The 12,446-nt window shown below is 34.5% G+C and carries 12 protein-coding genes and 1 pseudogene; 9 read left to right on the plus strand and 4 right to left on the minus strand.

Annotated features, from left to right (window positions below; genetic code table 11):
- The first annotated feature begins 55 nt into the window (after positions 1 to 55).
- Both PVK70_RS04560 and PVK70_RS04565 read left to right on the plus strand, forming a co-directional pair.
- Positions 56 to 1,009 carry a hypothetical protein gene (locus PVK70_RS04560; protein ID WP_130048332.1) on the plus strand — a complete coding sequence of 318 codons (954 nt, stop codon included), beginning with the start codon at positions 56 to 58 and terminating at the stop codon, positions 1,007 to 1,009.
- Positions 1,010 to 1,438: 429 nt separating this feature from the next.
- Positions 1,439 to 1,945, plus strand: coding sequence for a hypothetical protein (locus PVK70_RS04565; protein WP_130048331.1), 507 nt, complete (start codon positions 1,439 to 1,441; stop codon positions 1,943 to 1,945).
- 91 nt (positions 1,946 to 2,036) lie between these two features.
- Here the strand turns inward: PVK70_RS04565 and PVK70_RS04570 are convergent, their stop codons facing one another.
- The 3 genes from PVK70_RS04570 to PVK70_RS04580 all read right to left on the minus strand — a co-directional run bounded on the left by PVK70_RS04570 (position 2,037) and on the right by PVK70_RS04580 (position 3,221).
- Complete coding sequence (locus PVK70_RS04570; RefSeq protein WP_130048330.1) at positions 2,037 to 2,234, minus strand: MbcA/ParS/Xre antitoxin family protein; 198 nt, start codon at positions 2,232 to 2,234, stop codon at positions 2,037 to 2,039.
- A gap of 227 nt (positions 2,235 to 2,461) precedes the next feature.
- On the minus strand, positions 2,462 to 2,644 hold the full coding sequence (locus PVK70_RS04575) for a hypothetical protein (protein WP_130048329.1): 183 nt from the start codon (positions 2,642 to 2,644) through the stop codon (positions 2,462 to 2,464).
- Positions 2,631 to 3,221 carry a hypothetical protein gene (locus PVK70_RS04580; protein ID WP_130048328.1) on the minus strand — a complete coding sequence of 197 codons (591 nt, stop codon included), beginning with the start codon at positions 3,219 to 3,221 and terminating at the stop codon, positions 2,631 to 2,633. Before PVK70_RS04580 ends, PVK70_RS04575 begins: the two co-directional genes overlap by 14 nt.
- 857 nt (positions 3,222 to 4,078) lie before the next feature.
- Here PVK70_RS04580 and PVK70_RS04585 point away from each other — a divergent pair.
- From PVK70_RS04585 to PVK70_RS04610, 6 genes and pseudogenes are all read left to right on the plus strand, one after another.
- The gene (locus PVK70_RS04585; protein ID WP_242504794.1) at positions 4,079 to 4,639 is read left to right on the plus strand and encodes a DUF6538 domain-containing protein; all 561 of its coding nucleotides are present in this window, start codon (positions 4,079 to 4,081) and stop codon (positions 4,637 to 4,639) included.
- 357 nt (positions 4,640 to 4,996) lie between these two features.
- Positions 4,997 to 5,329: a hypothetical protein gene (locus PVK70_RS04590; RefSeq protein WP_130048327.1), complete on the plus strand. Its 333-nt coding sequence runs from the start codon at positions 4,997 to 4,999 to the stop codon at positions 5,327 to 5,329.
- Positions 5,330 to 5,334: 5 nt separating this feature from the next.
- Positions 5,335 to 5,822: pseudogene (locus PVK70_RS04595) on the plus strand (IS1 family transposase); the annotation flags it as partial.
- 180 nt (positions 5,823 to 6,002) lie between these two features.
- Entirely contained in the window at positions 6,003 to 7,511 is a 1,509-nt protein-coding gene (locus tag PVK70_RS04600; RefSeq protein WP_242504793.1) for a hypothetical protein, read from the plus strand.
- 4 nt (positions 7,512 to 7,515) lie between these two features.
- Entirely contained in the window at positions 7,516 to 8,352 is an 837-nt protein-coding gene (locus tag PVK70_RS04605; RefSeq protein ID WP_130048326.1) for a hypothetical protein, read from the plus strand.
- 60 nt (positions 8,353 to 8,412) lie between these two features.
- Entirely contained in the window at positions 8,413 to 9,645 is a 1,233-nt protein-coding gene (locus PVK70_RS04610; protein WP_130048325.1) for an OmpA family protein, read from the plus strand.
- Between the two features lie 691 nt (positions 9,646 to 10,336).
- On the opposite strand, the gene PVK70_RS04615 is transcribed toward PVK70_RS04610, so the two are convergent.
- Positions 10,337 to 11,602: a mechanosensitive ion channel family protein gene (locus PVK70_RS04615; protein ID WP_130048324.1), complete on the minus strand. Its 1,266-nt coding sequence runs from the start codon at positions 11,600 to 11,602 to the stop codon at positions 10,337 to 10,339.
- A gap of 269 nt (positions 11,603 to 11,871) precedes the next feature.
- Here PVK70_RS04615 and PVK70_RS04620 point away from each other — a divergent pair, with 269 nt between their 5' ends.
- On the plus strand, positions 11,872 to 12,435 hold the full coding sequence (locus tag PVK70_RS04620; RefSeq protein ID WP_130048323.1) for an HdeD family acid-resistance protein: 564 nt from the start codon (positions 11,872 to 11,874) through the stop codon (positions 12,433 to 12,435).
- Positions 12,436 to 12,446 lie beyond the last annotated feature (11 nt).

Below are 12,446 nucleotides of genomic sequence, written 5' to 3' on the forward strand. Positions count from 1 at the left end.
CAAACATTACTAACAAACAAACTCCAATAACTATAAAAACAATCATGGTGAAAAAATGGCTAGACCAAAATCCTATACTCAAAATGATATTATCAACGCAGCGAATCAGTTAATTGAAAAAGGAACTGAAATTTCGGGATGGCAACTCAGAGAAATCATAGGACATGGACGATGTGATACGTTATATAAAGATCTAAAACAATTGATTGAACAAGGACATATAAATCTACCTGACAAGTCTAGTATTGAAGTACCACAACCAGCAATAGCTGTACTTGAAGACCCTAAAGTATTGCCTCTACCCATCGAGATCCAGGAGTCACTTAAACTAATTGAAGGGCAATTATCTTCATTACTTTTTGCTCTCGTCACTAAACTCAATGCATCAACGGATACTCACTACGAGCACCTAACACGCGCTCGACTTCTTGAGTCAAAAACAATTGCCGAGGAAGCCGTCAAAAAACTTGTGGCAGCCGAGGAGAATCTTCTCATAACTGAAGATCGCGTGAAGGTTCAAGTCGAATTAAATGAACAGTTAGAGCAGGATAATATCGCATTAGAAGAAGAACTAGGTACAGCAGAACAACAGTGTACGGAACATCTTGCGACGTTAAAATCAATGAGGAATGAGAATGCATCTCTGCTCAGTGAATTGGAGATTGGTCGACAAAATGAAGTTCTGCAAAATGAACAGGTTCTGGCTCTCACTAAACAAAATACAGTATTAGAAACGCAGTGGAATAACTGTCGAACTGAGGTAGAAAAACAAATTGAAACGGAATCTCGGTTACTTGTTGAATTAGATCATGTTAGACAACAGCTCACTATTTTATCAACTAAGTATGAAGGAATAACTCAAGCAGAAGCCAAAGCACAAGCGAAGCTTGAAAGCGCTATAGCAGAAGTAGCTGAGTCAAAAAAGTTAGAAGCAGTTCTGTCAGAAAAGATAAGGCACTTAAAGAAGCATCAGCGCATGATATCAGATGAACCTATTACTCTGGACTAGCTGTGGTAGCCTAATCGTTCAGGATAAATTTTAGCTCAATATTCATTCATGGAAATTGAAATATTCGGATATACGAAAATTGTGTATATTGCTTTAAATTCTAATAAGATCACTTGTATAGATAACTTATTTTTATCATTGTACATAATTACAATACTAACTTGGTAATTAGCAAAAACTGTATAACTTCTATTGAAATCAGTATTATGCTCGAAATGTATATACACAAAAACGGCGTAACTCTCTTTTGAAATCTGTATTGCGCCCGAAATGTGTATACACAAAAACGGCGTAACTCTCTTTTGAAATCTGTATTACGCCCGAAATGTGTATATAACTACATTACGCTATAAAATCGATAATTTATTTTTATCTATTTTCCCTCAATGAAAACTAGGCTGTTATACTTTCATTTTTATGGAACTTATTATGGGTATTTCGATTTCAGCTTTTACATTTCAAAGTAATAATCTCAATTCAGAATATTGCTGTTCTAGCAAACTCGACGCTGAAAAGCTAAGTGTAGAAGTCGATAGAATCTATTCCATAAACGAGAACAACGAATCTCTTTCATTATCATTCCGCTCTTACTCTAACTTGAAAAATTATCTAGATTTCTTAAGCAATGAGATAAATATAGAAGGTTTTGAACATCATTTTTTAGGCTCTGAAGGTGTGATTACTAACAATGAATGCCAAGAGTTATTATCTGTCATTGATAAAAATATGGATAAGATAAAAGCGATCACATGGAAAGAATACGCTTTCTCATATTACAGTGATTATGATGATAAGAAGGAATTTCTCGATAGCATTGAACATGTGACTAAGCGTTGTTATCAATCAGAGCAAGCATTAATGAATTGCCGATTTCGGATGTTGATTTCACTTTTGAGGTTTGCTGTAAAACAACATGGATTCATTGAATATGGTTAAGCTAACGTTTGTTAGGCTAATAAGCGTTAGCTTAATTTTAGTAACTTCGTATGTTTTTTCTACACCACAACATAGTATATAGCAAACGAAGCTATGAAAAGTCCCCAGTTTCGATCCTATCGAGCATATCTAGAATTTTTTCTTTTTCACTAGCAGTTTTAATAACCTCTAAGGGACTTAAGCCACCCAGTTGTATTTTACTGCTCTTTAGCCACTCTTCACATAATGCTTCATCATTAAAAAGAACCATTAGCCGCAACTTTATTTCGATATCTAATTCATCTTTCATTTTTTCTTCATTCGCTAGTATTGAAAACAATTAAGTGATTGATATAACAACATATTAGTAATTAAATTCCCAATAACTTATTTATAGAGACTTACTTTAGAATATTGGATAGGCTCTCAATCCAGCTTATGACCTTCATTATTCCACCTAAAATCATATCACCCTAGTAACAACCCATAATAACCCATTGGTAATGATTTATAGCTAATTATTATATTTCGAGTCGATCATTCAGAAGATAAAAATGATTCCTCTGTCGTATAAAAAGTATTTAGAGCTAATTTAAATAAGAACTCTTCTTCAGACATATTATGTTTAACACTTCTTTCAGATAATCGCACTTTTGCCATGCCTGCTAATTCTGGAATTCCTTCTAACCCAGGTATTCCTGTTATTTTATTTTTTTTCAACACTTATCTTTCTTATATTTTCACAACTGTTAGCTAAATCTAATTTGAATTGCTCTAAAAAATTTGTCGTTGTACATAATTCTAAATATTCATTTATTGTAACTAACAACGAACTATACATTTCAGGAGAAGATTTACAGTATGGATAAATTGAATCGATCCCTATCGTACTACTTCGTGACAATATCCAGTTCCACTTTTTACTATGAGTTAAATGATTTAATAAATGGGGATTACCAACACGCTGAATACACACGTATTGAACAAAGTCCACTTTTAAGAGTTCAGATACAATAGCCGAAAAAAGCCCTTTATTTTGAAGACTGTTAGCTATTTCTATTCGCTCAATAGCTGGACAACAACGATAAAGATTATGCTGTTCAAGTTCACCTTTAACATTAGAACTTGAATTAGATACAAATTTCTCTAATTTTGAAAGTAATGCTGGCGGGTATGTATCAGGGATAACAATTAGCAATTCAATATGCTCACTCTTATACCTAAACCCACCTTCAAGTTTTGACTTAGAGAATTTTCTCGCTATATCTTTAGATAAAAAATCAATAAATTGTTCCAATTAAACACCTCATTATGAATATGGGAAAATAGTGAAAAGTTAAAATTAAATCTAACTTTACCTTTCCAAAGAAGTATTTCATCAATCAGCAGAAAGAATCAAATTATTAATTTCAAGGAAAACTAACGATTGACAAATTAAAAGATGTTAAAAACCAACAACTTGCAGCAAGTGCAGCTTTATTGATTAATATAACCACTTATTTATACTGAATATTAAATATTCATTTTTTTAATCTGAATCCGAGTAAAAATAAAATATTTATTTTGAAAATTTAATTTCAATTACTAACAATCAACCTTGTCCGAACAGCTATTATTTGTATAATACGCACTCTCTATTTTTTTAAAAATTTTGTGACCTACCTCTGAATTATTAAAATAAGAACAAGTGAATAGTGTAATTATCGAGAGTCTTTCTATTTAGACGGCAGGCTAGTTAATCATCATCTTTCCTGAGTACGGTACACTAAATGGGAGAACTATGTGGACATCGATTATCATCCCGCAATAGATGTCCATTAAATAAGCCATAACTGCTAAAAATAATAGTTACGGGCATAAATATACGGAAGAAAATTGTGCCCATTCCACCTCTAACAACACCAGAAGTGGAATGAAGTATGAGCACTAGCGTAAATTTCATCTTAACCAATCGTCATTTTCAACTGGACAAACATTTAAAAGTAATATAGATTGAACCCATTGAAATTTATCAGCTTAATGCAGATAGAAGAGTTAGGGATAGTTTTCAAATCCCTATCCCTCCACCAAATTAAAAGATTAAACCGCTGTTTTTACAGCGGTTTTTTTGTATCTGTACTATCGAAAATCACCTTGCACAGAAAGGTGGCACAGATGTACTTATTAAGACTCCCAAATAGCGTCTACTATACTCGTATCGCTACTCCACTTTCACTCCGTGAAAGTGGTTATCCTAACGAACTAAAATTCTCCCTACTTACTCGTGAGCGTAAAACCGCTTATCGTCGAAATGTTGAGCAAGTTCAATTGCTTCATGCATTGTTTGAGAAAGCCATTGCGCTCTCTTTAACGATTGTCGAGTTTAAAACTGAACTGGCTGAGTCAATTAACACCCTACGAGCCGCTTATAACGCACAACCTGAGACTCAAACCAAAGCCCCTAAGCTTGTGGTAGACCCTTCACCAAAAATAAAAATCGCCACTACCCCCTCACCTGGTATTACTACAAATACGCTCACTGAATTTATCCAATCTAAGAAATTAGAAGGTGTCACGCAACTCACCCTTACTCAGTTAGAGCAACGATGTAATGATTTTTTAGGCTATCTAAAAGAGCTAAATGCAGATAAGCCCACCAATAGCATAGCAATGCACTATAGAGATCGATTACTCAAACGAAAATTAAGCAACAAAACACGGACTTTAAGTGGATAACCTTATTGATGCTTTATCAAGGTTGCAGGCCATCAGAAGCTGAAAAACCAGTTATCCAATAGAACCGAGCCCATTCATCAAACATTGTTAGATTCATTTGGTATTGATTCGTTAGTAACAAATAAACTTACAGTAGTGATCCTGTCTTTTTCTACTATTTTGTGAATAATCGTCTAATGATATCAATCTTTCTTAAAAAGAAACTAAATAATTTACGGTTTTTTTTCTATTTTCCGTATCTTGAAATGGTAGCTCGACAAACTTACAGTACACATAAATAAAACTAAGTATCGGCTTACTTAATATAACTACATTATTAAAAAAGACCTTTGCTAACAATTCTAAAATAGGATATTTATGAAAAAGCATCTAGTTGCTCTTATTGCATTTATTAGTTTATCAATGAGTGGCTGTAGTATTATTGATAACAATATTAAAGTAGATAAAGATCTTCAAAAAAAAGCGGCCTTTGCATTAGGGACTACACCTGAGAAAATAAAAATCACTAATCGCGGTGCTGATATAATGAAAGTAACATTCAATGCTACTTTTAAAAAACGTGTATTCCAATGTTATTATACTGGTGGTGTTATTATCACAAGCGATGCTATTTGTTCAGCAACAGATGGTAAGGCTATGCCTGCAACATCACAATGTAATGCCCTGCTTAAAGCTGCTGGCAAGTGCTAACATGAAAACATGTTACTGGCACGGCTGGCTTTAAGAAATTTCGATATCTCGATTATAAGTGTTCATTCCAATTAGATTATGCTTACGAAGCTTGGAAAATCGGTGTAAAAGATAATATTATTGATATGGCAATGAATAGCTCTGGCGTTAGAGATACAGGCTGGCCTTAAACATCGGCTATTAACACGGTATACGCACCTTAAAAGACTCACCTAGCCAAGTAACTACCATACCATTTGATGTAGCTAATATTGAATTGACATGTGAAGTCGATAAGCAATAGTCATTTGTTGGAAATAAGAAGAATCAACATTGGCTCTGGTACACATGGGAGCCAATAGAGAAACACATTATAGGAAAGATATACACACAAATAAACCTGACGATACGAACTCGGCTCAAGCGATTAATGCGTAAAACAATAGGTTTTTCTAAAAGTGAAGAAATGCACGACAAAGTTATTGAAACGTTTATAGCTCTTGAATATTACCTGCAATCAACAGATTGGAACGCAACTAAAAGGGGAAACCATCTCTTATATTCAAAACCAATGGTCAAAATCACTCACATATTTTTAATATCATAATATTACTAACAGAAATAATAAGTATATATGGATGTAGAATACATTCAAAACAAACATCTGTTTTATCCAAAGAAGAGCAATAAAAACATGAGCGACATAATCCCACTTTTAATTCAATATCGAACAATGCTGATTTCATCAGCATTAATGACCATTCTAACAATATATTCATATTATAATCGAGAAGAGCTGCGATTATGGTTAAAGTCTTTACTTTTCCGTTTTCCTATTATAGGGCGAAATCAAGGTCTTTCTAAAAGCCTTGGATTAGATGACCAAAATTGGTTTAACTCTGAAAGAGAGGCATGTAATGCTTTTATTGTAGATTATACTAAGCACAATGCTGATGAAGAGCACTACCAGCAGTCAAGCATATATTTAGATAAAGTGGGAGACAAGGGAGTTTCGCCATTAACTTGGTATCATTGGATAGGCTTGTTTGTATTGGTGACTATCGAAGCCGCAGGTTTCGCCTACGTTTTAGCTGATTTCACCCTTCAAGATGCAAGTGAAACTTTACAAAAAGAAGCCGCGATTGCGATCGCCGTATTAATCAGTGCTCTACTTGTAGTTCTAACACACGCAATGGGTGCAGAGCTATACCAAAATCAGCAAATTGATAAAGTTCGTTTGCGTTGGAAAAACTCCACATCACGATCAAAATTAAATATTATCGAACCAAACAACCTCGTTAGTTTACAATCCAAAAAAAACCACATTGATGATGATGAACCAGGTTGGCAACAAATGGCAAACCGTCTAGATAAGATTAATGCACAATTCGTAAAATCTTGGATAATGACAAGTATTACGCTTGTGTTTATTGCTATTGTTGCCGTGGGTGCAACATACGTTCGAGGACAAGCATTAGAGAAGCTATCAATTGAAACAACTCAAGGTGAGCTATCTGAAAGTGTTGTCACTTTTGAAAATCCATTTGAATCTTCCCCGCAAGCAGTAAAAGATAACAACGCTGCAGCGGATGAACTAGCACAAAATGAAAAAATGGAAGCTCACAAAAAAGCAGGTTGGACGACCTTTATCATTTTAGCAGTTATCTTCCTTGCTATGCAGTTTTATAGTATTTATTTAGGTTTTAAAAAAACCTTTTCTGGTAAAGAGTCTAAACTTGCTTATCAAACCGTACATAAGTTTGATAACATAAATAGCTATCTTGCTTATCACCAAGCAAAACAAGAAGCCGTAGCTCGAACTGCACAACGAGTATTATCGCATCTTCAAGCAAAAACAGCGACGTATGCACAGCATAACTCAGGTGAACAAAAAGTACTTACAGCAACAGCAAACCCAACAAATCGCAACTTTATTAACTTTTTAAAATTAGAACTGTTACGTCATACTCAAGAAGTGGAATTAATTCATCAGCCACAACAGATTACCCCTAAAGCTCCAACACCAAAAGTACAGCAAAAAAACATAGTTCTAACTGATGAAATATTAGATAAAGTAAAACGCGGTGATATTGACGAACTTGATGATGCAACCATAGTAATAGCGATGAAAGCACTACAAAATAAACAAAAAGAAACATCAGAGGAACGCATGGCTCGCCTAAAAGAATGCATGGAGAGTTAATTGAATGAAAAAGCTAATACCAGTATTTGCATGTGCTCTTACTTTCATCTCTCAAACAACTTTCGCATCAGTTGAGCGAAATGATATTCCTAGTTGTATGCAAAGCGTAGATAACGAATATGTAATTGATAATCGTGAGCGTGAATTGTTTGTTATAGTAGATAGAAGCATGTCTAGCAGCCTCAACGCCTCGGTAATGAAAGAATCTTATCAACAGATAATTCGCTTCATTCAGCCTGGCGATAGAGTACAAATCATTCATTTTTCATCACTACAGCAAGATGGTTATACCAATGTTTCTTTTAAAGGAAAAACAGAAGTTCCTTTATTAAGCAGTCATAGAGCAGAGATCAAAAAATCTCACTTAAAAAAACTGGATCAGTGCTTACAAAATCAAAAAATATACTTTTCTAACCACATTGGAAAAGAGCTAAAGGAGTCTTTTCAACCACAGAAAGCAACAAGCCACTCTGAAATCGTGAGCAGTTTACAAGATATCTCAAATAGTATTTTAAAAAACTCCACTGCAAAACGAAAAATAGTGCTGATTATTAGTGATATGTTAGAAAATTCAGAGTTTACTTCTTTTTATGCTTCAGGAAGCGTAAAAACCATTAAACCGAACTCTGAACTTCAAACAGTTATTGATAATGAACAGTTGTCTGATTTTAATGGTGCCGACATTTATGTAATAGGTACGGGGCTACTTCCTGGTGGAAAAAATTATGTTTCTTCTCATAAAATTAGTAAAATTGAAAAATTTTGGCAGCTTTATTTCTCTAAAAGTAACGGACAATTACGTGCTTTTGGTAAACCAATGCTACTAAGTCAATTTAAATAATACACTTAATGGCAAGTCATTCTGATTTGCCATTTTTAATCAATAAGCACGTTATACATCATGAAAAAAATATACATCCTGAATAATTACTGCAAACCTGTATGGTTGATATTGTGTATCCTCGCATTATCAGGGTGTTCATCAACACCAAAACCAGTTTCTGGTCATACAGATCAAAAGATATTCTCAACATACCAAAAGGTTCTAAATCTTAAAGAAGAGCCTTTATACCTGTTCGTAAATAAAAAACAGCAAAAAATTGGAAAAAGAGTGATTATTCATTCTCTTTTTAAATCAGGGCAAACTGAAATAGAGTCTGATAACCATGGTATTGGCTATTTATATTTTAGTGGGAAAAATGCATCAACGAGAAACTCTTATATTGCTGTTGTTGGACACACAGATAATACAGGTAGTGCTTCAAGGAATATCAACATCTCAAAAAAAAGAGCACATGAAGCCTCTCTTTTCCTAAAAGAAGGAGGAGTAAAGAAACTTTATACTTATTCTTTTGGTGAATATTTACCTAAATATCCTAATACATCTAAAGTAAATCGCGCCTTAAATCGACGTATTGAAATACTTGAGTTTGATACAAGGGAAGATTTTCAACAGTATATGAATGAGTTTTACTTATCTCCTTATGCTATTGCAAAAAAGAATGCAGCCAATAAACCACCAACTGCAAAAAAATATCCTCCCAAAAGAAAGATAACATACACACAAGAATTTATAGGTTTCGGCGGTATCCCATATAATGAAAGTAAATTAGACCTTGTTTCTATAGTCGGTGATATCCAGAAAAAGAGTTCTTTATGGTCTCCTATAAAAAAAGCGCATGCTAACATAATCATTCCAGAGTCTTGTATCAATGACTCGCCCCCAAATCCAGTTAAATACAAAAAACTCAAAACAAGTAAATATTTACCAGGAATGAATTCTGTAACTTGGTGGTCTAAGGTTAATGGACATGCTATTACAGTTGGTCCTATAGCTGTAGCAAGAAAGAATGCAGAGCCCGTGGAGGCACCAATAATATCAATCTATAAAAACTATAATTCAGACCAAAGCCTCCTAACTTATAGTTATCCGTCAACCGTAAAAACTTATGAAGGAGAGCACAGTATTCTTTATCGTATTTTTCCAGAAAAACATAAAGTTTCTCTACGATGTATTGACTTAGTTTTACCTAAATCAAGAGAAAGTAAAACAACAAAAGCACTCAAAGGTAAGATCTACTATCATACATCAAAAGGTGTGAGAATGAGGGATTTTTTACCTCATTTAAATTAATTCTAAATAAGAGATTCAGCGTTCAAACTTTATTTCAAATAGTCATAATCAGGTTTTCACAGTACTATAATAACGATATTCCCCGATTTATCCGCTCTTAGATAACTCTAGAAAACTGCTTCTGATGTGTAGGATCTCGTAAATACTTATCAAAGCCAGAACAGCAACGTAGCTGGTTACTAATCCTTGGTCATTAAAATAAATAGTACTGGGTATTCAGTCGCTACATCAAATAAACAATACAAAGAGATTCAAGTCTTTTATTTTGCCGAAAAAGCAAAATGAAAGACTTGAATCAGCTAGCAGTTTGTAGGGAATTCACGCTAGTTGGTGGTAAAACATTTATTATTAACTTAACATTGACCGATAGTTTCCCAAACATATAATGTAAATAATCTATATTTACCCATAGCACCACAAACATCAGATAAATAATCGGATTTTCTTGACGGTTAGCAATTTTATCGTTATTAATATGTACCAGACATACGGTTAAATTGATTGTTGATAAAAAACAGATAACCCATTGTAATTACAGCACTTTTAATTGATAGGTGTAGCCTTCAAATCCCTATCCCTCCACCACATTCAAAGCCCTAGCAGAAATGCTGGGGCTTTTTTGTATTTGAAATCTACACTATTCCACTAATGAACTGAGGCAGTGATTTCCACTACCTCAGTAATACCGACTCTACCCCTTCGATTTACCAATCATTGCAGCATCGTGGCCACTTAACGCTTGGTAAGGGCGTAAATCAAACAGTGGCATGATGGAATAAATATGGTCAAAAATATCAGCTTGTACCCCTTCGTAGAATACCCAATCCGTATTATTGGTAAACGCATAAATCTGCAATGGTAAACCTTCCGGGGTTGGTTCTAGCTGACGCACCATGAATAGCATATAAGAATGAATATCTTTATTGGTACGCAAGTAAGCGGCCAAATAAGCACGAAAAATCCCGACATTCGTCATTTGGCGAGTGTTACCTAAATGAGGGATATCATCCAACTCTTCATTAAATATAGCTATTTCTTTTGATTTCTCAAATAAGTACTCACGTAAAATTCGAATACCTTTCAGTGATTCAATTTCATCTTCAGTCATAAAACGAATTGAATTTACATCAATATTCACTGAACGCATGATGCGTCTACCACCCGAATCTGACATACCCTGCCAGTTAATAAAGGCGTTTTGAACCAGTGCATAAGCTGGGATCATGCTCACGGTATTATCAAAGTTTCGTACTTTTACGGTGGTTAATGAAATCTCTTCAACTGAACCGTTGGCTTTAAACGAATCCATTTCAATCCAGTCATTTAACGTAATCATTCGGTTTGCTGAAAGCTGAATTCCTGCCACGAAACCTAAAATCGTATCTTTAAAGACCAACATCACAAAACCGGTAGCAACTCCTAACCCACTCAAGAAAATAACCGGTGATTCATTGGCAAGAATAGACATGGATACCACAAGGCCAACAAAAAAGGTAAATAACTTAATCAGTTGAACAAAGCTCTTAACTGGCATTCGACGGGTAATGCCTTTGAAAGTAGCAACATCATTAAGCGCATCAAGTAAGGCAAAAACTAACCTTATAAAACTGACGAGAATAGAGATACTGAGAACTTTATCTGCAATGGCTGATAGTAATGTGTAATGCCCAAGTGCCAATGGGATCAATAGATCCAATACCATTACAGGGACAAGAAGCGTTAATTTTTCCAGTACTTTATATTTAGCAAACGCATCAAATAAGGGTTCATTTGTTCGATGCAGTACATTTTTAATGGTGCGAACGATAATATGATGAGTAACTAGGTGACCAATAATAGCAATGCCGATAACCACCGATACAAATACGATAGTAAGTTCAATCCCATAAGGATCACTGTTGATCCCTAAGGCGCTTAATTTATCTGAAATATAGTCTCGAACATGATGCTCTAACACGCAGCCACCCTTAATTTCCTAGGACATTTAATATGTTAATAATCATAGACTTTTAGCTTGTTTCTACAAGCACTATTTTTAGTATAGGCTCTATAACTGTACAAAATGCCTGATGACGCAATTCCCTCTAAGAAACGGTGTTTTTCTTATACAAAGAGACCAAAATATGCACATGATCACAAAATTTGAAAACTTAGTTTGCTTTCCAGTTAAATCTTACATTTAGGACTACAATCAAAGCGTCTCTTATATTTAACTCAGAGGTTAAAATGGAAAATCAAACACTAAGTCAGGCTTTAATTTCAAAAAGTTGGAAATACTTTATTACTGTAGGTGTAATAGTTGCAGTCGCAGGATTAGGAGCGACTAGCTTACCTGTGATGGCTGGTGTGACGATTTCGACGATCATTGGCACGCTATTATTAATCACAGGCTTGGTTCAGGTTTATCATACTTTTCACATTCACTCTTGGAAAGAAAAGCTATGGTATGTATTAAGTGCCTTATTTTATATTGTTGGCGCTGTATTTATTCTCTTTAAGCCACTAGAAGGGCTTATGACTATCACTACCATCATGGTTGTAGTTATGATCTTTAACGGCCTAACACGCATGATTTTTGGATTTACCAATAAAAATCTACCTGGTAGCGGCATGGTTATATTGAGTGGATTGCTTTCTGTTGCTATTGGTGGTTACTTCTTTAGCCTATTAGATAATCCTGAGTTTTCATTATCATTACTCGGCACTTTTGTTGGTGTATCGCTACTAATAGAAGGTATCAGTTTTGTTTTTCTTGGTCTACGAATGAAAAAAGTGGCTAATAATCAATAATTTCTAAGCGG

The organism is Aliivibrio sp. A6, assembly GCF_028765505.1.
In the GTDB taxonomy this organism is placed as follows: Bacteria; Pseudomonadota; Gammaproteobacteria; order Enterobacterales; family Vibrionaceae; genus Aliivibrio; species Aliivibrio finisterrensis_A.

Coding starts and splice junctions, on each gene's coding strand:
- PVK70_RS04560 (WP_130048332.1), top strand. CDS start 56: ATGGCTAGACCAAAATCCTATACTCAAAATGATATTATCAACGCAGCG.
- PVK70_RS04565 (WP_130048331.1), top strand. CDS start 1,439: ATGGGTATTTCGATTTCAGCTTTTACATTTCAAAGTAATAATCTCAAT.
- PVK70_RS04570 (WP_130048330.1), bottom strand. CDS start 2,234: ATGAAAGATGAATTAGATATCGAAATAAAGTTGCGGCTAATGGTTCTT.
- PVK70_RS04585 (WP_242504794.1), top strand. CDS start 4,079: ATGTACTTATTAAGACTCCCAAATAGCGTCTACTATACTCGTATCGCT.
- PVK70_RS04590 (WP_130048327.1), top strand. CDS start 4,997: ATGAAAAAGCATCTAGTTGCTCTTATTGCATTTATTAGTTTATCAATG.
- PVK70_RS04600 (WP_242504793.1), top strand. CDS start 6,003: ATGAGCGACATAATCCCACTTTTAATTCAATATCGAACAATGCTGATT.
- PVK70_RS04605 (WP_130048326.1), top strand. CDS start 7,516: ATGAAAAAGCTAATACCAGTATTTGCATGTGCTCTTACTTTCATCTCT.
- PVK70_RS04610 (WP_130048325.1), top strand. CDS start 8,413: ATGAAAAAAATATACATCCTGAATAATTACTGCAAACCTGTATGGTTG.
- PVK70_RS04620 (WP_130048323.1), top strand. CDS start 11,872: ATGGAAAATCAAACACTAAGTCAGGCTTTAATTTCAAAAAGTTGGAAA.